This is a genomic window from Yinghuangia soli (genome assembly GCF_021502675.1).
Taxonomy (GTDB): domain Bacteria; phylum Actinomycetota; class Actinomycetes; order Streptomycetales; family Streptomycetaceae; genus Yinghuangia; species Yinghuangia soli.
In genome coordinates this window covers 170,318-190,853 of the sequence record NZ_JAKFHA010000002.1, presented here as the reverse complement: position 1 = coordinate 190,853, position 20,536 = coordinate 170,318, and the positions used below count along the sequence as shown (strand labels likewise).

The 20,536-nt window shown below is 74.0% G+C and carries 18 protein-coding genes; 7 read left to right on the top strand and 11 right to left on the bottom strand.

Features of this window, described 5'->3' with window-relative positions:
• Positions 1-194: 194 nt before the first annotated feature.
• Together LZ495_RS04985 and LZ495_RS04980 are read right to left on the bottom strand one after the other, a co-directional pair.
• Positions 195-2,228, bottom strand: coding sequence for a hypothetical protein (locus LZ495_RS04985; RefSeq protein ID WP_235050686.1), 2,034 nt, complete (start codon positions 2,226-2,228; stop codon positions 195-197).
• A gap of 166 nt (positions 2,229-2,394) precedes the next feature.
• Positions 2,395-5,412, bottom strand: coding sequence for a helix-turn-helix transcriptional regulator (locus LZ495_RS04980; protein WP_235050685.1), 3,018 nt, complete (start codon positions 5,410-5,412; stop codon positions 2,395-2,397).
• A gap of 122 nt (positions 5,413-5,534) precedes the next feature.
• Between LZ495_RS04980 and LZ495_RS04975 the strand changes: the two genes are divergently transcribed.
• Positions 5,535-6,212 (top strand): TetR/AcrR family transcriptional regulator, encoded by a 678-nt coding sequence (locus LZ495_RS04975; RefSeq protein WP_235050684.1) that lies wholly within the window; start codon positions 5,535-5,537, stop codon positions 6,210-6,212.
• Between the two features lie 161 nt (positions 6,213-6,373).
• The gene (gene pdxR, locus LZ495_RS04970) at positions 6,374-7,804 is read left to right on the top strand and encodes a MocR-like pyridoxine biosynthesis transcription factor PdxR (protein ID WP_235050683.1); all 1,431 of its coding nucleotides are present in this window, start codon (positions 6,374-6,376) and stop codon (positions 7,802-7,804) included.
• Positions 7,805-7,874: 70 nt separating this feature from the next.
• On the opposite strand, the gene LZ495_RS04965 is transcribed toward pdxR, so the two are convergent.
• Entirely contained in the window at positions 7,875-8,402 is a 528-nt protein-coding gene (locus tag LZ495_RS04965; protein ID WP_235050682.1) for a hypothetical protein, read from the bottom strand.
• 272 nt (positions 8,403-8,674) lie between these two features.
• Here LZ495_RS04965 and LZ495_RS04960 point away from each other — a divergent pair, with 272 nt between their 5' ends.
• Positions 8,675-9,052, top strand: coding sequence for an ADP-ribosylation/crystallin J1 (locus tag LZ495_RS04960; protein ID WP_235050681.1), 378 nt, complete (start codon positions 8,675-8,677; stop codon positions 9,050-9,052).
• A 36-nt stretch (positions 9,053-9,088) separates the two neighbouring features.
• Here LZ495_RS04960 and LZ495_RS04955 read toward each other — a convergent pair whose 3' ends face one another.
• A complete protein-coding gene (locus LZ495_RS04955) occupies positions 9,089-9,904 on the bottom strand; it encodes an endonuclease/exonuclease/phosphatase family protein (protein WP_235050680.1) in 816 nt (271 codons plus the stop codon).
• 103 nt (positions 9,905-10,007) lie between these two features.
• Here LZ495_RS04955 and LZ495_RS04950 point away from each other — a divergent pair, with 103 nt between their 5' ends.
• Positions 10,008-10,466, top strand: a complete 459-nt coding sequence (locus tag LZ495_RS04950) for a GNAT family N-acetyltransferase (RefSeq protein ID WP_235050679.1) — start codon at positions 10,008-10,010, stop codon at positions 10,464-10,466.
• Positions 10,467-10,523: 57 nt separating this feature from the next.
• On the opposite strand, the gene LZ495_RS04945 is transcribed toward LZ495_RS04950, so the two are convergent.
• The 5 genes from LZ495_RS04945 to LZ495_RS04925 form a co-directional block, all read right to left on the bottom strand.
• Positions 10,524-10,787, bottom strand: coding sequence for a hypothetical protein (locus LZ495_RS04945; RefSeq protein WP_235050678.1), 264 nt, complete (start codon positions 10,785-10,787; stop codon positions 10,524-10,526).
• A 120-nt stretch (positions 10,788-10,907) separates the two neighbouring features.
• Positions 10,908-11,576 carry a hypothetical protein gene (locus LZ495_RS04940; protein WP_235050677.1) on the bottom strand — a complete coding sequence of 223 codons (669 nt, stop codon included), beginning with the start codon at positions 11,574-11,576 and terminating at the stop codon, positions 10,908-10,910.
• Positions 11,576-11,854, bottom strand: coding sequence for a hypothetical protein (locus LZ495_RS04935; protein ID WP_235050676.1), 279 nt, complete (start codon positions 11,852-11,854; stop codon positions 11,576-11,578). The genes LZ495_RS04940 and LZ495_RS04935 overlap by 1 nt, the downstream gene beginning before the upstream one ends.
• Before the next feature lie 348 nt (positions 11,855-12,202).
• The gene (locus LZ495_RS04930) at positions 12,203-13,159 is read right to left on the bottom strand and encodes a pirin family protein (RefSeq protein ID WP_235050675.1); all 957 of its coding nucleotides are present in this window, start codon (positions 13,157-13,159) and stop codon (positions 12,203-12,205) included.
• A 205-nt stretch (positions 13,160-13,364) separates the two neighbouring features.
• The gene (locus tag LZ495_RS04925) at positions 13,365-14,582 is read right to left on the bottom strand and encodes an ROK family transcriptional regulator (protein WP_235050674.1); all 1,218 of its coding nucleotides are present in this window, start codon (positions 14,580-14,582) and stop codon (positions 13,365-13,367) included.
• A gap of 141 nt (positions 14,583-14,723) precedes the next feature.
• On the opposite strand from LZ495_RS04925, the gene edd reads away from it, so the two are divergent.
• Genes edd through eda form a run of 3 tightly spaced genes read left to right on the top strand, consistent with a single transcriptional unit; the run spans position 14,724 to position 18,273 of the window.
• Positions 14,724-16,616, top strand: a complete 1,893-nt coding sequence (gene edd, locus LZ495_RS04920) for a phosphogluconate dehydratase (RefSeq protein WP_235050673.1) — start codon at positions 14,724-14,726, stop codon at positions 16,614-16,616.
• On the top strand, positions 16,613-17,635 hold the full coding sequence (gene glk / locus LZ495_RS04915; RefSeq protein WP_235050672.1) for a glucokinase: 1,023 nt from the start codon (positions 16,613-16,615) through the stop codon (positions 17,633-17,635). The genes edd and glk overlap by 4 nt, the downstream gene beginning before the upstream one ends.
• Positions 17,632-18,273 (top strand): bifunctional 4-hydroxy-2-oxoglutarate aldolase/2-dehydro-3-deoxy-phosphogluconate aldolase, encoded by a 642-nt coding sequence (gene eda, locus LZ495_RS04910; protein ID WP_235050671.1) that lies wholly within the window; start codon positions 17,632-17,634, stop codon positions 18,271-18,273. The genes glk and eda overlap by 4 nt, the downstream gene beginning before the upstream one ends.
• Positions 18,274-18,468: 195 nt before the next feature.
• On the opposite strand, the gene LZ495_RS04905 is transcribed toward eda, so the two are convergent.
• Positions 18,469-19,476 carry a helix-turn-helix domain-containing protein gene (locus LZ495_RS04905; RefSeq protein ID WP_235050670.1) on the bottom strand — a complete coding sequence of 336 codons (1,008 nt, stop codon included), beginning with the start codon at positions 19,474-19,476 and terminating at the stop codon, positions 18,469-18,471.
• A 382-nt stretch (positions 19,477-19,858) separates the two neighbouring features.
• On the bottom strand, positions 19,859-20,485 hold the full coding sequence (locus LZ495_RS04900) for a TetR/AcrR family transcriptional regulator (protein WP_235050669.1): 627 nt from the start codon (positions 20,483-20,485) through the stop codon (positions 19,859-19,861).
• Between the last annotated feature and the right edge of the window lie 51 nt (positions 20,486-20,536).

The window sequence follows — 20,536 nt, the reverse complement described above, 5'->3', positions numbered from 1 at the left end:
CGACGACGTGAGGCGCTCGGGGTCTGGGGGAACCACAACCGCAACCGCTGTCGACAGTAGCACGAGGCGGTCCGGCGCCGCGGAGCGAATTCCGCCGCCGGCGGGCCGTACGGAATTGCCGGAGGCACGCCCCCGGACCGCAGCGGAACCGCGAATTCCGGTGCGCTGCGGCGGCCGTTTCCCGGTCCGGCGGCCTACTGCGGCGCGGGGACGGTGGTGCCCTGCTTGGTGGATGCGGTCACCGCCACCCGCGATCCGACCGGGACCGACGCCGGCGCCGGGAGCACCAGCTGCCGGGTGTCGGTGGTGGTCGCGACGGGGGCGCCGACCGTGATGCGAAGCACATCGCGGCTGCCCGCCGCGGCGAAGTACCAGGCGCCGGTCGGCGCCTGCCACCACGTGTAGGCGACGACGTCGTTGCCGGACCTGCTGCACAGCGGGGAGTCCGCCGCCTTGGCGAGGGTGCGGGTCTGCGGCGGTGCCGCACCGGGCGGGGTGAACGCGACGGTCGTGCTGCCGCCGCCGGACCGGTCGAACGCGTGCAGGCAGGACCAGGTCGCCTCGCCGGGCGCCTCGGGCAGCGCGAAGTGCGCGAACTCCCAGTTGTTCACCAGCCGCAGGCCTTGGCTGCGGAGCCCGTCCAGCAGGCAGGCGGTACGCGACCACGCGGTGAGCGCGCGCTCGCTCGACGCCGCCTCGGACGGGCGCCCGGTGTGCGGGAATTCGGGCGGCGGCATGTACGTCAGGTGCGCGGCGGAAAGGTCGCCCAAGTCGGCGAGCAGGTACGGATTGCGGTCCGCGGCCCGGTCGGAGCGCAGTTCGAGGACCGCGACGCTGCCGCAGTCGGCCGGACCGCCCAGCGCGGCCGGACCGGTGACCCCGTCGGCGCCGACCGCCAGCGGCTTCGGGGCGTCCCCGGGGCGGCGCAGGTCGCGGACCTTGGCCTCGGTCACCCAGGGGGCCAGCAGCAGGTGCACGCCGCCGGCCGCGCGGGCCAGCACGACCGCTGACGACGAGCGGGCGTCCGAGTCGTCCGAGGCCGCGATGTCGAGCGTGCGGGCGCCCGCCGGCGCCTCGGTGTACCGGGCGAGGCGGGTGGCGTCGGCGAGCAGCACGACCGCCGATCCGGCGACGTCGCCGGCGAACAGCAGCTGCGGCAGCCCCGCGGGCGGTCCCGCCTGGGTGCGCGGGCCGGCCTGGGTCCGCACGCCCGGGTCCGGCGCGGTCCAGGCGGCGACCGCACGGCGGGCCAACTCGGCGTCCCCGGCCCGCGGTCCGCGCGTGCTCCAGACCGCGAAGTCGAGGCGCGTGGTGGTCTTCCAGGCACCGACCGGGATCTGCCCGGGCAGCGCGGTGTCCGGTGCGGTGGTGGCCGCGGCGCGTTCGGCCCGCTGCGGCGCGGGTGTTCCGGTCCGCCCGGCGTCGAGTACGGCGAGGCTGCCCGCGGCGACCACGGCCATCGCCGCGGTCACCGCGAGGCCGTAGCGGATCCGGCGGCGGCGGATGAGGTCGGACGGCCGCACGCGCACGGTGCACGGGTCGAGCGGTCCGCCCGCGAGCCCTTCTGCGGACTCGGCCGGAATCTCTGCAGCGGACGGCGAACCAGCGCTCGAAAAGGCCCAGTTGCCGGCCGCGGCGCCGTCCGGGCAGCCCTGCGGCGCGGGTGCCGCGGCGGCCTGCGCAAGCGCCGAGTCCGGGTCCGCGAGCCCGGCCGCGACCAGGACTTCGCGTACCTCCGCAGCGGGCAGTCCGCCGATCCGCACTGCGGCGTAGGCCGCCCGGGCCGACGGTGCCAGCGCGGCGATCGTGCGCTCCGTCGCGAGCGAGTCGGGATCCGCCGCGGCCGTGAAGAACTTCAGGCCCCAGACCTGCGGCAGCATGCGCATCCGGCGTGCCGGGCGGCCGCGCCCGCACTGCCGCAGCGCCTGCCGCACGACCCGGGCCCGCACCGCGTCGACGTCCAGCGCACGGCCGTCGGCGGTCCGCCGCGGCAGCGCGTCCTGCACGATCGCGTGTGCGGCCAGGACGCGTTCGTGGCGTTCGCCGGCCTGCGGAAGGACCAAGTAGGCCAGCCGGACCAGTTCGGGATAGTGCCGGACGATCACCGCCTCGGTGCCGCCGACCGCCTCGTCGGCAGTGCCGGACAGCGTCCGCCACCACCGGCCCACGCGCACCGCAGCCTGCTCTCGCCGCTGCGCCGCGCCGTCTCCTGCGCCGTCGTCCACCACGCCCGTCGCCCTCCCGCCGCGCCGCCTGGCCGGGCGCAGCAAGTCCGGTCCCCCGAACTGGGCAACGAGCGCCGCCCGAATGGGTCACAGCACGTACGAAAATCCGTCAAGACAACCGGATGTTCGCCACACTGCGCCACCCCGGCCCGCGATGGGCATCCGGGTGCTACGGCGGGGGAATCAGCCCCAGCCGGTACGCCTGCGCGACCGCCTCGGTGCGCGACGCGGCGCCGACCTTGGCAAGGATGTTCGAGACGTGCACGCTCGCGGTCTTGGTGCTGATGAACAGCGCCTCGCCGATCTGCCGGTTCGTCCGGCCCAGCGCCAGTTGTTCGAGCACCTCGCGCTCGCGCCCGGTCAGCACCGGCAGATCGCCGGCCTCCGGACCGCCGCGCAACGCCCCCGCGGCGCCGGTCGCACCGGACGCGTGCGCCGGGCCGGCGGCGGCTCCGGCAGCACCCAGCCGCCCGCGCCGGGCCAGGATGTCGACCGCGGCACGCAGCGGCCGCGCCCCCAACCGGTCGGCCACCGCGCGTACTTCCTCCACCTCGGCGGACGCTTCCGCACGCCGGTCGGCGGTCAGCAGCGCCTCGGCCAGCCGCACCCGGGCGCGGGCCTGCTCGTAGACGTTGCCGTAGTCGAAGGCCGCGACCACGGCCGCCCACTGCTCCGGATCGGACACGCCGTCCACCCGCGCGCGTTCCGCGTCCACGCGGAGCAGCCACGCCACGCCTTCGGGCCCGCTGGGCCGCATCTCCACGTGGTATTCGTCGGTGGCGTGCGCCAACTCGGCCAGTTCGTCGGCTGCTTCCGTCCAGGAGCCGGCCTCGTCGGCCCGGCCGGTCAGCCGCAGGTCGGCGGTCGTGTCGGCGATCGCCGACAGCGCCAGCGCGGCCAGCCGGACCCCGACCGCGGGCATCGGCGGAGCGTCCACCCGCAGGTCGGCGAGCGCGCGGTGGGCCCAGGCCACGGCTGCCGCCGCATCACCGCGCAGCGACGCCTCGTCCACCAGCACGATGCCCGCGAGCAGGGTGCCGGTCCAGTTGGGCGGCCGCCGGTGGTAGAGCGCCTCGGCCCGCTCGGCGGTCCCCGGCTCGCCGCGGCCGAGCGGGACGTACAGCGCCGCCTCGGCGACGTACCCGAACGATGTGGGCGCCGAGGCCGGGACGGTCTCCAGCGCGTCGTCCCAGCGCCCGAGCGTGTAGAGGGTCAGCGCCCGCAGGTACCGGATGTCGAGCGGGTACGGCGCGGTGGTCTGCGCGGCGCGGCGCGCGCTCTCCATGCCCTCGTCCAGCCAGGCCAGGCACTCGACCAGGTCGCCCGACTCGTGCGCCCCCATGCCCAGGTTGAACAGCGCCCGCATCTCGATCGGGTTGTTGCCCGCCGCGCGTGCCAACTCGCGGGCCTGCTGCAGCTTTTCCCGGCCCTTCCGGGTCTTGCGGTTGTCCGGCTCCACGGCCGTCATGGTGATCATCACGTCGGCCTTGGCGTCGCCCGAACCGAGCTTGTCGGCGGCCTCGATCACCTTCGCGCCGAGCTCGCGCACCACGTCGTTCTGCTTGACGTAGAACGCCGCCTGGACATGCGTGGCGGCCGCCCACAGCCAGGTTGTCGTCGGCGGCTCGGTCGGGATCAGGTCGAGCGCCTGGCTGCTGAAGTCGTAGGCCGACTCCAGCATGTCCACGCTGAACAAGCTGGAGGCCAGCGTGTAGCGGACCTTGGCGGCCATGTCGTTGTCGGCGTGCGACCCGACGCGGCCGAGTGCCTCGCGCGCGAGGGCGACCGCGCGGTGCGCCTCGCCCATCCGGACCGCGGCCGAGGAGGCGCGCAGGATCAGCGTCACATCGTCGGCGCCGGCCCGCTCGGCCGCGTCCGGCACCGCATCGAAGAGTTCGAGCGCGGCCTCGACGTGCCGCAGTTCCTCGGCCGGCGCGCCGACCCGTGCGGCGTGGTCCGCCGCCTCCAGCGAGGCCGCGAACGCACCGGGCAGATCATGGCTTTCGCGGTGGTGGTGGGCGCGCTCGGCGGCGCTGGTGGCCTTGCGCTGCTCGTCGGCGAGCAGCCGCGCGAAGGACGCGTGGATGCGGACCCGCTCGCCCGGCAGCAGGTCCCGGTACGCCGCATCGCGCAGCAGCGCGTGCCGGAACGTGTAGGCGCCGCCGGTGTCGGCGACCAGCAGATGCCGCCCGACCGCCTCGCGCAGCGCCGACTCCACCTCGTCGTCGGGGAGTTCGACGGCGTCCCGGAGGAGTCCGTGCTCGACCCGGCGGCCCGCCGCGGCCGCGGTGCGCAACACGCGCTGCGCAGTGGAGGACAGTTGTTCGATCCGGGTGAGCAGCACCTCGGCGAGGCCCGGCGGCAGGCCGCCCAGCCCGTCGTCGGCGGCTGCCGCGCTCAGTTCCTCGGCGTAGAAGGCGTTGCCCTCGGCACGTTCGACGATGCGCCGCACGGTCTCGTCGGGCAGCGCCTCGGTGCCGGTCAGCCGGACCAGTTCGGACACGTCCGCATCGCCGAGCGGACCGAGGTCCAGCCGGGCCACCGCGGGCAGCCGGACCAGCTCGGCGAGCAGCGGCCGCAGCGGATGCCGCCGGTGCAGGTCGTCGGAGCGGTACGTGGCCACGATCGCGAGGCGCTGCTGGGGCGGCCCGCCGTTGCGCTGCGGCAGCAGTCGGCTGAGCAGGAAGCGCAGCAGGTCGCGGGTGGACTGGTCGGCCCAGTGCAGGTCCTCGATCACCACCATGACGGGGGCGCGCTCGGCCAGGTCGGCGAGCAGCGTCGCGACCTCTTCGAGCAGCCGCAGCCGGACGCCGATGCCGGCCCCGCGGGACTCGTCCCCGGCCGCCGCGGCACCGTCGCGCAGCAGCCGCTGGACGGCCGTGTAGTGGTCGAGCACGCCGGACAGTGCGGGGTCCGCCTCGACCGCGCGCAGGATCTCGGTGAACGGGAAGTACGGCAGGCCGCCGTCGCCGAGGTCGACGCAGTGCCCGACGAGGACGTTCATGCCGACGTCCGCGGCGTGTTCGGTGGCCTCTTCGAGCAGGCGCGTCTTGCCGACCCCGGCCTCGCCCGCGACCAGCAGCGCGCGCGGGTCTCCCGCGCGGGCGCGCTGCAGCGCCTCGTCGATCCGGGCGATCTCCCCGGTACGGCCGACGAAGGGCGTCCGGTACACCGCGTATGGCAGCATCCGCCCATCCTGACACGCCGTCTGCCGGGGCGGGCCGGTGCCGTGACCAGGAATCCTCCGCCTTCGGTGAAGCCCTCGGCGGAGCGCCACTAGAGTGGCGCTCCAGTCGAACGGAGGACCCGATGGACGCGACGGGAGCGGACGCCGGCGGGATGGCCCGGACCGCCAAGTCCGGAGGTGTGCGGGCCGCCAAGGCCGCCGCCAACCGGGCCCGCATGCTGGCCGCCGCCCGCGACCTGTTCGTGGCGCAGGGCTATGCGTCGACGTCCATGCAGGCCATCGCCAAGCAGGCCGGCATGGCCGTCCAGACGCTCTACTTCACCTTCGCCACCAAGCGCGCGATCCTCACCGAGGTGCTCGACGTGGAGATCGCCGGGGACACCGAGCCCGTCGCCACCCTGGACCGCCCGTGGGTGGCCGAGGCCCTGGCCGCCGACCCGGCCGGCCAACTGCGGCTGCAGGCCGCCGCGTCCGCCCGCATCCTCACGCGCGTCGCGCCGATCCTGGAGGCGGTCCGCTCGACGGCCGCGCACGACCCGGAGATCGCCGAGCTGTGGCAGACGAACATCGCGCAGCGGCTCACCGTGCAGACCCGCTTCGCCGAGGCGCTCGCCGCCAAGACCGGCCTCCGGGCCGGCATCGGGACGGACCGCGCCGCCGACCTCATGCTGGCCGCGTTCGCCCCCGAGGCCTTCCACCTGCTCGTGCACGAGCGCGGCTGGCAGGTCGCCGAGTGGGAGGCCAACGCCGGGGACACGCTCATCCGGCAGCTCCTGCCGGACGGCCCGCAGTCCGGCTGACGATCGCATGGCAGCGGCAGGAGCCCGGCGCGTACGCGGTCACCGGGCCCCTGGCGCATTCGCCGTACCCGCCCTCTGCAAGGGCGACCCGACGCACCTTCGGCGAGCAGACGTGCGGCTAACCTACGATCGCCAAGCGACCGTGCGAGGGGTGCAATTCGATGCCGGAATCCTGGGTCGATTCGGCCGAGCGCATCGGCCTCGACCTGCATCTGGACCTCTCCGGACCGGGCAGCCGCCGCGCCGCCCTGGCCCGCGCGCTGCGTACCGCCGTGCAGGACGGCCGCCTCGCGCCCGGCACCAAGCTGCCGCCGTACCGCTCGCTGGCCGCCGACCTCGGGGTGGCCCGCAACACCGTCGCCGACGCGTACGCCGAGCTGGTCGCGGAAGGCTGGCTGACGGCCCGCCAGGGCTCCGGCACCCGCGTTGCGCAGCGGGCCGCGCCGCTCAAGCCGCCGCGTACTCCCGAGCCGGTCCCCGACGACCCGGCCGCCGCCGCACCGCGCCACAACCTGCGCCAAGGGCAGCCCGACGTAACGGCGTTCCCGCGCACGGCCTGGAGCACCTCGGTACGCCGGGCCGTCGCCGCGGCACCGCACGACGCCTTCGGCCCGCTCGACCCGCGCGGCCGCCCCGAACTGCGCCGGGCACTCGCCGACTACCTGGCGCGGTCGCGCGGCGTCCGCACCTCGCCCGGACGCATCGTGGTCTGCTCGGGCTTCGCCCACGCGCTGCGGCTGCTCTTCGGCGGCCGGGTGCTGACCGGGCCGCTCGGCGTCGAGGCGTACGGGCTGCCCTTCCACCGCGACCTGCTGGCCGCCGCGGGCGTGCGCACCGTGCCGCTCGGCATCGACGCGGACGGCTGCCGCACCGGGGAACTGGCCGGGCACCGCGGGCTGCGCGCCGCCCTGCTGACCCCCGCGCACCAGTTCCCGATGGGCGGCGCGCTGCACCCGGCCCGCCGCGCGGGCGCGGTCGACTGGGCGCGGAGCCGCGGCACGGTGGTCCTGGAGGACGACTACGACGGGGAGTTCCGCTACGACCGGGAACCCGTCGGCGCGCTCCAGGGCCTCGACCCCGAACACGTCGTGTACATCGGCTCGGTCAGCAAGAGCCTGTCCCCCGCGCTGCGGATCGGCTGGATGGTGCTGCCGGAGCACCTGATCGCCCCGGTACTGGCCGCCAAGGGCCTGCGCGAGGCCTGGGCCGGCGTCACCGGTCAGCTCGCCCTGGCCGACCTGATCGCCTCGGGCGCGTACGACCGGCACATCCGCAAGATGCGCCAGCGCTACCGCAGCCGCCGCGACCGCCTGGTCGCGGCCCTCGCGGGACAGGCCCCGCACATCGCACCGACCGGCATCGCCGCGGGCCTGCACGCGGTGCTCGAACTGCCGCACGGGACCGAGGCCGCCACCCTCGAAGCGGCCGCGGCGCTCGGCATCGGCCTGGACGGCACCGCCTCCTACCGGCACCCGGACGCGGAAGTGCCGCCCTTCGACGGCCTGGTGGTCGGCTACGCGGCACCGGGCGAGAACGCCTACCCGGCGGCGCTGGACGCCCTGTGCCGGATCCTGCCCGGCCCCCGGACATGACAAAGCCGCCCGGGTCCGAGGACCCGGGCGGCAGACGACGACCGCGGCGCTCAGCCGCAGGACGGGGCGGTCAGGCCGCCATCGCGACGGTGCCGCGGGTGATGTCCGCGGCGGCGGCCACCGGCAGCTCGGCGGTCCCGGCCGGCGTGGCGGACTGCGCCGACTCGGCGGACTTGGCGGGCTTGGCCGCGAACACCATGACCCGCAGGACCACGAAGCGGCCCAGCCCCGCCAGGCCGCAGGCGGCGAGGTATACGGCCTGCTCGGTCAGCATGCCGGGGGCGGCCGCGAACAGGTGCAGCACCATCACCGCGGCGGTGGTGAACGCGAAGCTGACCGCAACGGTGCCGGCCGACTTCACGTGCACGCCCCAGCCGCGCTCCGCGCTGCGGAACGAGACCCGGGCGTGCAGCTCGGTGGTCACCACGGTCGAGACGATCGTGACGACGATGTTCGCCGCGAAGAAGGGCATCGCGCCGCTCATCAGGGCGAGCACGAAGGAGGCCGCGACGGTCACGCCGCCGCCGCAGAGCACGAAGCGGAGGAAGGAAGCGAGGGGGCCGGGGGCGGGGGCGGTGGTGTCTGCGGTCGTCGTCATGAGAGAGACATTCGCGGAGTGCGCTGACGGTCCACTCACCGCGCACTGACAACGTCCTGACAGCCGGGCAGAGGCCTGACAGCGCGCTGACAGCCGTCCTGACAGCGGGCCTGACAGCCGTGACAGGCCCGTTCCGACAGGCACTCCGACAGTCGCCCTGACAGGAGTCCCGGCAGCGGCCCTGGCAGGCGTCCCGGGCGTCCGAATTCGGTCGACGCCCTGCCCGGACGGCCGCCACACTCGGTGCCGCACCGCCGAACAGGGAGGTTCCGATGTCCACGCGCACGCCGCCCCCGGCGACCACCACGCTCTGGCGCCCGACCGGCCCCGCCGAGCTGGCCCTGGTCGCCGAGTCCGGCTGGCGCGCGTGGCCGCCCCGGCTGCCCGACCAGCCGATCTTCTATCCGGTCCTCAACCGCGACTACGCGATCCGCATCGCGCGCGACTGGAACGTCCCGGCCAGTGGCGCGGGCTACGTCACGCGCTTCGAGGTCGAGACGGACTTCCTGGCCCGGTACCCGGTCCGGCAGGCCGGCGGCCGGACCATCCTGGAGCTCTGGGTACCCGCCGAGGAGCTCGGCGAGTTCAACGCGCACATCGTCGGGCGGATCGAGGTCGTCGACGAGTTCCACGCCGCTCCCGCCGACTGACCGGACCGGCTCGGCCTGCGAAGCGGCTGCGGCCGCTCAGCCCGGTACGACCAGCGCCTGCACCGGCCAGTGGTCCGACGGGAACCGGCCGCCCGCGGTGAAGGTGTTGATCCCCGCGCGCTCGACCGTCCAGTGCCGGTCCGCCAGGATCCAGTCGATCCGGCGGCCCGGCACCGGCTCGGCGTACCCGTGGAAGGTCCGCACCTCGTCGCCCACCCGCTCCTTCGCGGTCCCCCACGCATCGCGGAACAGGCCGTCTTCGGTGAGCACGTCGTACGGGCGCGACCCGGGCCCCGGCGCGTTGAAGTCCCCGGTGACCAGCACCGGCCAGCGCGACCGGTGCAGTTTGCGGGCGGTCAGCCGCCGGACCAGGTGCGCACTGCGCGAGCGGGCCAGCGGCGACATGTGGTCGAAGTGCGTGTTGACCACCGCGAACTCGCGGCCGTCGGCACGGTCCCGGAAGGCTGCCCAGGTCAGCATGCGCGGGTGCTGGATGTTCCCCCAGGTCCGCGAACCGATCAGCTTGGGGACGCTGGACAGCCACAGGTGGTCGTAAGCGAGCACTTCGAGGCGCTCGTAGTCGTAGAAGACCGCGGTGTACTCGGACTTGCTGCCACCCGAACGGCCCAGTCCGATCCAGTCGTACGCGGGCCGCAGCGCCTCCGCCAGATCGCGGATGTGGTGCCACTTGCCTTCTTGGGTGCCGACCACGGTCGGCCGCTCGGTACGCAGGATCTCCTCCACCACCGGCCTGCGGTCCGCCCAGCCGTGCGGCGGGGCGTCCTCGGGACCGCGCAGGTTGAAGGTCATGACGTGCACGCTGCCCGGCGCGGCCGGCCCGATGAACGGCATCGCTGCTCCTCACTCGGCGGCCTCGGTCCCGCCCCCGGCTCCTCCGATCCTCACATCGAAAACCCGTTGCCGCCCGGCGAGCGCGGCCGGGTAGGTTCGCAGGATGCGGAGCGCAGTGGGCGAGCAGGGCGCGTACGAGGTCGACGACGATCCGGCGCGTGTGGACCGCGACACGGTGTGGGAGTTCCTCTCCACCGGCGCCTACTGGAGCACCTGGCGAGAACGCGCGCATCTCGAACGCCAGTTGGACATCTCGTGGCGCGTGGCGGGCGCCTACCGGACCGCCGACGGAGCACTGGTCGGGTTCGCCCGGGCGATCTCCGACGGGCTGTCGATGGCCTACCTCGCCGACGTGTTCGTGCTGCCCTCGGCGCGCGGGCACGGGCTCGGCAAGGAGCTGGTGCGGCTCATGGTCGAGCAAGGCGACGGCGCCGCCTTCAAGTGGATGCTGCACACCGCCGACGCGCACGGCCTGTACGCGCAGTTCGGCTTCGCAGCACCGGACGAGATGTACATGGAGCGGCCCGGGAAGGCGGCCGCTCTCGGCCGGTCCGCCGGCTGATCGCGCATCCGAGTTCCGCCGGGCCTGGCCGACCCGGCGGAACCGTGGATCAGCGGATCACTGGAAGACGTCGGTGACGGCGTTCACCCCTGCGTTGACCACGGATTCCACCAGTTGCGACAGCGAACCCGCCGCCGCGGTGCCGGACAGCATGACCCCGGCCACGAAGGCGAGGATCAGCCCGCCCATCTTGTAACCCTTGTGGGTCACCAGGTAGAAGAGGATGAAGATGATGAGGATCGGAACCCCGATCGTCACCCCTTGACCCACCGTCGTGGTGTCCTCGGGTGCGGCGACGAGGGCGGCGAGTGGCGTGTACATGGTTCCCCTCCGGTCCAGCGCTGTGGATCCCTGTGTGCGGTGACCTACCCCGGCTGCCGGGGTGGCGTGCTTTCTACGACGGTGAATTCGGTGGTGAATTCGACGGTCTCGCGCCGCTCATCACCCGGGGACCGCGAATGCGCCCAGGACCCCCGCGAGGACCCAGGCCCAGCGCAGCATGCGGAACGACGGCCAGCGGGCCGTCGCCAGCACGACCCAGAAGCCGATCATGAACCACAGGGCGAACGCGGCCTTGCCGCCCGCCTCGACGGCGCACTCCTGGACCAACTGACCGCCGTACCAGGCGACCGCGAAGCCGGGAAGCATCATGAAGTAGTCGACCGCGGTGTAGCCGAGCCCGGTCCAGCCGCCACCGCCGCCTCCGCCGGAAGCGGGAGTGCCGGGACGGGTGTTGGTGCCGCCGTCCGCGCCGTCCTGCGGATCCGTGCCGGCATCGGTCTCGCGGCGGGCTCCACCGGGCAGGAACTGGCGCGGTGACCTGCGGCGTTCGCTGCTGCCGCCGCCGGTGCCGGGTTTGCCGCCGGTGGCGCCCGGGCGCCGGGCGGGGCCGCCGCCTTGTCCGGGCGTGGTGCGCGACGGCGGGACGCGCCGGGGCCCGGCCGGGCCTCCGGAGCCGCCGCCCGCCGAACCGCCGGACTGGGGCGTCCCCTTGGGCTTCCAACCGGTACGCGGGGCCGGTGCGGCCGCGGGCTTGCGTTTGCCGCCCAAGCGGCCGCCCAGGCCGCCGAGGCGCGGTTTGGGCCTGCCGCCGGAGCCGGGGGCGCTCATCACCCGCCGCCCTTCGCACCGTGCGGGCAGGGCTTGCAGATCTTGCGGTGGCGTACCGCGGCCAGCACCCAGGGCAGCGCGATCGCCACGCCCACCCATTCGCCCTTGGCGGCGTGGCCGCGCAGATGAAGGACCACCGCGGCAATACACGCGGCGCCCAGGATCGCGGCGGTCAGCAGCTCGGAGTGGACGAGCCTCTTGGCAGCCCAGTTGACCGTGTTCACACGGTTCTTGACGGTGCTCTCGCGGATGTTCTTCCGCCACGGCGTGTCGGCCATTCAGCCACCGCCTCCCGCCCCGTATCGCGACTCGGCCCTCTCCTGAGACATCTTCCGCCCCCGGGTGGTCGTCGCGGTAGTACGGCTCTCATCCCCCCGTGGAATGAGATGCATTTTGCCCACAAACCGGTATGTTCCAGTTGACCTTGCTCAGTGTGGCCAGCCCGCTCGGCAGCGTCAAGGGGCGCACACGACGGCGCATTCCATGACCCGAACCGGCGTGCGGGAACACACCGCAGCCGCCAGCCTAAAGCACCTGACGGATCGTCAGATACGCGAACGGGACTGCGGGCGCGAGGCCCGCAGTCCCGTTCGCGACAGGCTGCCGGTGACGGCGGCTCCCCCGGGTCAGGCGTGACCCGCAGGGATGTTGCCCATCCGGCCGGACCGGAAATCATCGAACGCCTGGGCGAGTTCGGCATGGGTGTTCATGACGAACGGCCCGTACCAGGCGATTTCCTCCCGGATCGGAAGGCCGCCGAGAATGATCACCTCCAGGTTCGGGGTGTTCCCGTCCTGCTTCTCGTCGGCGCGCAGCTCGATGCTGCCGCCGTCCCCGAACACCGCCGTCTGGCCGCGGCGCAGCGGGCGCTGCTCGGCCCCCGCGGTGCCGCTGCCGGCGAGGCTGTAGACGAGGGCGTTGTAGTCCGGCTGCCACGGCAGTTCGAGCCGCGCGCCGGGCGTGAGCGTCGCGTGCACCAGCGTGATGGGCGTGTGCGTGATGCCCGGACCGTCATATCCGGCCACCGATCCGGCGATCAGCCGGACCAGCGCACCGCCGTCCTCGCTCGCCAGCAGCTTGACCTGGCCGGCCCGGATGTCCTGGTAGCGCGGGTCGCTCATCTTCTTCGCGGACGGCAGGTTCACCCAGAGCTGGATACCGTGGAACAGGCCTCCGCTGAGCACCAGTTCCTCCGGCGGGGCCTCGATGTGCAGCAGGCCGGAACCCGCCGTCATCCACTGCGTGTCGCCATCGGTGATGAGACCGCCGCCGCCCGCCGAGTCGTGGTGCCGGAAGGTGCCGTCGATCAGATAGGTCACCGTCTCGAAACCGCGGTGCGGGTGCCACGGCGTGCCCTTCGGCTCGCCCGGCGCGTACTCCACCTCGCCCATCTGGTCCATCATGATGAACGGGTCGAGACGGGCCTGGTCGACGCCCGCGAACGCGCGGCGCACCGGGAAGCCCTCCCCTTCGAGTCCGCTCGGCGCGGTGGCCACCTGGACCACCTTGCGCGGCAGGCTCCCCACCTCGGGCTTGGGCAGGCGCGGCAGCGTCAGCGGGTTCTCGACGGTCACGGCGGGCATGGCTTCCTCCTCGGTGCGCACGGCCCGGCGGGTCCGGGTCTGACTGCTGCAACATTAGTTGATGCTTCAACATTCCACCAGTCGTTGAGCGCTCAACTTTCGGCGTGCCGACCCGGCCCGCGGCAAGAAATGGCCGAAAAGAAGAGCCCCGCGGCCGGAAACGGCAGCGGGGCAGCAGGGCGGCGGGGCGGACGCGTACGGCAGATCAGGCGGGTACGGCGTCGTCCACCGCACGCTGCGCGGCGTGCCGCGCCAGGGTGGCGTCCACCGATTCGGGCGCCAGGATCCGGTCCAGGGCCATGACCGCGCACCCGGCCAGGCCCGCCTCCTCGCCGAGCCGGCTCGCCACGATCTTGAGCTCGCGGGTGGCCACCGCGGTCGAGCGCCGGTAGACCACCTCGCGCACCCCGGCCAGCAGCGGGTCGCCGGCGTCCGCGAGGTCGCCGCCGAGCACCACGACCGCCGGGTTCAGCACGTTCACCACGCTGGCCAGCACCTCGCCGAGCAGCCGCCCGGACTCGCGGACCAGCCGGACCGCCTCCGGGTGCCCCGCGGCGGCCAGCGCCACCACGTCCCGCACGCCGGAGACCGCGGCGCCGTGCGCGGCGAGCGTCTCGACCAGGTGCCGGCCGCTGGCCAGGACCTCCAGGCAGTCGACGTTGCCGCACCAGCAGCGCGTCCCGGTGCCGCCGGCCACCGGGATGTGGCCGATCTCCCCGGCCGCGCCGAGCGCGCCGCGGTAGACCTTGCCCTCCGACACGATGCCCGCGCCGATGCCGGTGGAGACCTTCACGAAGACCAGGTCGCCGGCGTCGCCGCGGGTGCGGTACTCGCCGAGCGCCATCACGTTCACGTCGTTGTCGACGTAGACCGGGACCGGCCAACGCCGCTGCAGCGCCGGGGCGATGGCCACGCCGTCCCAGCCGGGCAGCGTGGGCGGACCGACCGCGCGGCCGGTGGCCAGCTCGACGGTGCCGGGCACCGCGACGCCGATGCCGCGCACGGTGCCGGGGTCGTACCCCTCTTCCGCCAGCAGCGCGTCGAACCAGTCGGGCAGCCGGGACAGGACCGCCTCGGGGCCGCTGCCCGCCGCCATCGCGGTCTCGCGGGTGGCCAGCACCCGGCCGGTGAGGTCGCAGACCGCGAGCTGGCCGCGGCTGCTGCCGAGCGAGGCGGCGAGCACCACGCCGCCCGCGGCGTTGAGTTCGAGGCGCATCGGGGGGCGGCCGCCGGTGGAGGCGCGGTCCGCGCGTTCGACGAGCAGCCCGGCGTCCACCAGGTCGTCGACGCGCGCGGCAACGGCGGAACGGGAGAGTCCGGTCAGCCGGGCGACATCGGCCCGCGTCTCGGCCTCACCGTCCCGCACAAGCTGCAGGACTTCCCCGGCACTGCTGTGCGGCAGGGGGTTTGCGCGTCGGGCCATACAGACAGTGAAGCAGGACCCTTTTAGGTCGGTCAAAGACCGAAGTTCATGTCTTCTACGCCTGAGCGTCATTCTTTTGCTTGCCAAGAAGCAAAAGTAGGCCTAGTTTGATCCTCGAAAGATTCCTGAGGGGCAGAGAACGTGAACGAGCAGACGACCCACCCGACGGTGGCCGCGGTGACGGAGCGCATAGCCCGCCGCAGTGCCGCCGCACGGTCGGCGTACCTGGAGCGGGTGAACGCCGCCGCATCGCAGCGGCCGGCCCGGACCGCGCTCGGCTGCGCCAACTTCGCACACGGCTTCGCGGCCTGCTCCCCCGAGGAGAAGCTCACGCTGCGCGGCACCGGCGCCCAGGGCCCGGTCCGCCCCAACGTGGCGATCGTCTCCTCCTACAACGACATGCTCTCCGCGCACCAGCCGCTGCGCGACTACCCCGAGCAGCTCAAGGCCGCGGTCGCCGCGGCCGGCGGCGTCGCGCAGTTTGCGGGCGGCGTGCCCGCGATGTGCGACGGCATCACGCAGGGCCGCGCGGGCATGGAGCTCTCCCTCTTCTCCCGCGACGTCGTGGCCATGGCCGCGGCGGTCGCCCTCGCGCACGACATGTTCGACGGCACGCTGATGCTCGGCGTGTGCGACAAGATCGTGCCGGGCCTGGTCATCGGCGCGCTGTCCTTCGGGCACCTGCCGACCGTGTTCGTGCCGGCCGGTCCGATGTCCTCCGGCCTCCCCAACAAGGAGAAGGCGCGGGTCCGCCAGCGCTTCGCCGAGGGCAAGGCCACCCGCGAGGAGCTGCTGGATGCCGAGGCCAAGGCGTACCACGGCATCGGCACCTGCACCTTCTACGGCACCGCGAACACCAACCAGCTCCTCATGGAGGTGCTCGGCCTGCACCTCCCCGGTGCCAGCTTCGTGCACCCCGACCAGCCGCTGCGCGCCGCGCTGACCGACGCCGCAGGTGCGCGCGTCGCCGCGACCACCGCGCTCGGCGACCCGGCGACGCTGGTGCGCGACTACACCCCGATTGCCGAGGTCGTCGACGAGAAGGCCCTGGTCAATGCGGTCGTCGCGCTGCTCGCCACGGGCGGCTCGACCAACCTGACGCTGCACTTGGTGGCCATCGCCGCGGCCGCGGGCATCCAGCTCACCTGGGACGACTTCGCCGAACTGTCCACGGTGGTCCCGCTGCTGGCCCGGATGTACCCGAACGGACCGGCGGACATCAACCACTTCCACGCCGCGGGCGGCACCGCGTTCCTGATCGGCACGCTGCTCGACGGCGGGCTGCTGCACGCGGACGTCAAGACGGTCGCGGGCCCCGGCCTGGACCGCTACCGCCAGGAGCCGTACCTCGAGGACGGCAAGCTGGCCTGGCGCGACGGCCCGGCGAAGAGCCTGGACACGGACGTGCTGCGCCCGTACGACGACCCGTTCGCGCCCGACGGCGGCCTGCGCATGCTGGACGGCGACCTGGGCCGTTCCGTGGTGAAGGTCTCCGCGGTCGCCGCCGAGCACCACATCGTCAGCGCGCCTGCCCGGGTCTTCGACGGCCAGGCCGAGTTCACCGCCGCCTTCGAGGCCGGCGAGCTGGACCGCGACGTCGTCGCGGTGCTGCGCTACCAGGGCCCGCGCGCCAACGGCATGCCCGAACTGCACAAGCTCATCCCGGCGCTCGGCGTCCTGCAGGACCGCGGCCACGCGGTCGCGCTGGTCACCGACGGCCGCCTGTCCGGTGCGTCCGGCAAGATCCCCGCCGCCATCCACTGCACCCCCGAAGCGGCCGCCGGCGGTCCGCTCGCCCGGGTGCGGGACGGCGACGTGGTGACCTTGGACGCGGTCGCCGGCACGCTCCGCATCGACGTCCCGGAGGCCGAGTTCGCGGCCCGCCCGGCCACCGGTGCGGCCCCGTCCGACACCGAGTGGGTGGGCACCGGACGCGAGCTGTTCACCGCGCTGCGCGCCGGCGTCGGCCCCGCCGACCTGGGCGCCGGCACGCTCGGCAGCCCGCTCGACCACGTGGCGGGAGGCGCGCCGTGAGCCGCGAGATCCCGCTGCCCTCCGCCGAACGCCCCTGGCTGGTCGCCGACATCGGCGGCACCAACGCCCGCTTCGGCCTGATCACCCGCCCCGGCGGCCGTGCCGAGCGCATCCTCGTGCTGCGCGCCGCCGAGCACCCCGACCTGGAGTCGGCCGTCGGGCAGTACCTGTCCGCGGTCGGCGTGGACGGCCGCCCGAGCGCCATGTGCGCGGCGGTCGCGGGTCCCGTCACCGGTGACCGCTTCCGCTTCACCAACGGCACCTGGGCCCTGTCCATCTCCGAGACGCGCAGCCGCCTCGGCGTCGAAGCGCTGCACCTGATCAACGACTTCGAGGCGCTCGCGCTCTCGCTGCCGCACCTGCGCGACGACGACCTGCTGGTCATCGGCGACCGCCGACCCGACACGTCCCTCCCGATGGCCGTCCTCGGCCCGGGCACCGGACTCGGCGTGGCCGGACTGGTCCCGATCCCCGGCGGCGGCTACGTGCCGCTGCCCGGCGAGGGCGGCCACATGCTGCTGCGCCCGGGCCACGGCGAGGACGCCGAGGCGATCGACGTCCTGCGCGGCGAGCGCGGCGGCCTGGGCATGGTCACCGCCGAGCACATCCTGTCCGGCCCCGGCCTGACGCGCCTCTACCGCTATGTCGCCCGCTCGCAGGGCGAACACGCCGAAGCCCTCTCGCCCGCCGACATCTCGGCCCGCGCGCTGGCCGGCACCGACCACCTGTGCTCCTCGACCATCGAGGCGTTCTGCCGCCTCCTGGGCACCTTCGCCGGCGGCGTCGCGCTGACGCTCGGCGCCCGCGGCGGCGTGTTCCTGGCCGGCGGCGTCCTGCCGCGCATCGCCGAACTCCTGGTCAAGAGCGAATTCCGCGAGGGCTTCGAGACCAACCCGACCATGGCCGCCTACCTGCACCGCATCTCCACGGTCCTGGTGACCGCGCCGTACCCGGCCCTGCTGGGTGCGCGCGCGTGGCTCGAATCGCACAGCGACACCCGTGAGGCGGTGCCCGCATGACCTCCCCGCTCGACCTCGCACCCGTGGTCCCCGTCGTCGTCCTGGACGACGTCGAGGCCGCCGTCCCGCTGGCCCGCGCCCTCGTCGCAGGCGGCCTGCCCGCCGTCGAGGTGACGCTGCGCACCGAGGCCGCCCTCGGCGCCATCGAGCGCATCGCCGCCGAGGTCGAAGGCGCCCGGGTCGGCGCCGGCACCGTCCTCACCCCCGAGCAGGCCAAGGCGGCCGCCGCCGCAGGCGCGACCTTCCTGGTCACCCCGGGCACCACCGAGTCGCTGGTCGGCGCCCTGCAGGAGACCGGACTGGACTTCCTGCCCGGCACCTCCACCGTCTCCGAGGTCCTGCGGCTGCGCGAACTGGGCATCCGCGAGATGAAGTTCTTCCCGGCGGAAGCCGCGGGCGGAGCGCCGTTCCTCAAGTCGCTGGCCTCGCCGGTGCCGGACGTGCGCTTCTGCCCCACCGGCGGGATCACCCCGGAGAGCGCCCCGTCCTACCTCGCACTCCCCAACGTGGCGTGCGTGGGCGGCTCGTGGATGCTCCCCGGCGCCTCCGTCGCCGCGCGCGACTGGGGGCAGATCGAAGCGCTCGCCCGGGCCGCGTCCCGGCTGCGCGACAAGACGGCGGGGGGCACCCCCGCCTGACACAAAAACGTCCCCTGGCGCGCTCTGCCCTGAGGTGCGCCAGGGGTACGGACCGCGGAACGAGTCGTATGAGGGTTCGACTCCCCCTGGCAGGTCGTATGAGGGTTCGACCTGCCTGACACCGCGATCGGCCGGCTCTTCGGCGAGGAGAGCCGGCCTCTCCGTTTTCCGGGACGGTTTGCCCCGGGGTTTGCGTCAGGGGCGGCCGGATCGGGCCCGGGTGCGGGTTTCGGTGGGGGAGTGGCCGTAGGCGGTGCGGTAGGCGCGGCTGAAGTCGCCGGGGTGGCGGAAGCCCCAGCGGGTGGCGATGGCGGCGACGGTGCGGTGGCCGGATGCCGGGTCCGTGAGGTCGGCGTGGCAGCGGCGGAGGCGGCGGCTGCGGATCGAGGCGGCGACGGTCTCCGGTTCGGCGGCGAAGAGGCTGTGCAGGGTGCGTACCGAGATGTGGTGGTGCGCGGCGATCGCTGCGGGGTCCAGGTCCGGGTCGGCCAGGTGGAGGTCGATGAAGGCGCGGATCCGGGCGAGGAGGGCGGCGTTGCGGCTTTCCGGGGGCAGGCGGTCCTCGGCGTCGATCTGGACGGCGATCGCGGTGGCGGCCAAGTCGGCGGCGATGGCGGCGAGTTTGGCGGCTTCCGCGGGGCCTGAGGTGCGGACGGCGTGGGGCAGGTCTGCGAGGTATCCGGCCAGGAGGGCGCCGGCTCCGGAGCTTGTGTCCAGGGTGGTGCCGAGGAGGCCGTCGGCGCGGCCGCCGCGCAGGGGGAAGTCGGTGCGGGGCATGCGCAGCAGCGTCATTTCGGTGTGCCGGCCCAGGTCGACGAACTCGCAGGCCAGTGGGTGCGATGTGGAGAAGAGGGCCAGCTCGCCGACTTCGGTGCAGGCGGTGCCGCGCTCCTGTTCGATGCGGACGCGGCCGTCGCGGACGAGTACGAGGTAGTAGTTCTCGGGGTCGTCGCGGCGTATGTGGGCCGCGGTGCGCAGGGCGGTGAGGGGCGAGACGGTGACCGCCGCGGCCTGGGCTTCGGGCGTGCCGATGGCCTGCATGGCGCCGTGGAAGCGGTCGGCGTACGGGCTGCTGATGGTCGACGCCATCAGCTCGCGTCCGGAGAACTCGCCCCACCAGCTCCACCGTTCGGCCTGCGGCACGCAGTCGGTGCTGACCTCGGCGGGAACCGGTCTCCCACCAGGGGTCTCGTCGTCGGGCATCGGACGATGCTGCTGGAGGAAGAGGCCGCCGGAAAGTAGACATTCGGCCATATTCGGCAGGCCCGCACCGCAGCCGACGCGGCGTGATCCAGACGCCGCGCCGGCCGTCGAGCCTGCCCGGGCAGCCTGCTCCCCCGTGGCCGCACTGCCAGGGCAGCCTGCTCCCCCGTGCACGCCGCTCCCGGTGGGCGGGAACAGCGCGGTACGCCAAGCTCGGCCATGAGAATTGCCGTCCTCGACCAGGCCCCCGACATCGCGGTCCTTGGCGTGCTGGCCACTCTGCCGGGAATCGGCACCACTTGGGTCCGCACAGCGCGCAGAGATCATGTGCAACGCGTGCAGGAATCGGGGGCCGATCTGCACGGTCAGGGTGTTGCCCCGCTCAGGCGACGGACAGCGCTCCGGTGAGGATCGCGACGAGGTGGGCCTCGTATTCGGGGCGGGTCAACTCGCCGGTGCGGACGATCGCGTCGGGGCGCGGAGCCGCGTCGCCGCGGGCGGCGCGCTGGGCGCTGAGCAGGCCGACCATCTGGACGGCCAGGAAGACGCGCTCGCGGAAGGCCTCGGCGTCCGGGGGCCGCAGCGCGGTGATGGCGGCGTCGACCACGGCAAGGACGTCGTCGCCGCCCAGGTACGCGGCGACGCTGGACGTGGGGTCGCCGATCAGGCGTACCGAGATCTGCAGGTACGCGCGGTCCGCCGGGGGGCCGTAGAGCAGGTCGGTGACCGGGAGGACGAGGGCGCGGGCGTAGCCGACCGGGTCGGCGGGGGTGGCCAGGGCCTCGGTGAGCAGTGCCCCGCGGCGGGCCGCCATGACGGGGACGTGCCGGTCCAGGATCGCCCGCAGCAGGCCGTCGCGGCCGCCGAAGTGGTAGTGCACGGCACCGGTGTTGCGCTGGCCCGCGGCCTTGGTGATCTCGCCGAGCGGGACGTCGAGCCCCTTCTCGACGAAGAGCTGCTCGGCTGCGTCGATGAGCAGCCGGCGCGTCGGTCCGGAGTCGCGGGGCATGTCCGGAGGATAGCGAGGCCCGGCGCATGCCTTGACCTTGGCGGTCCGCCG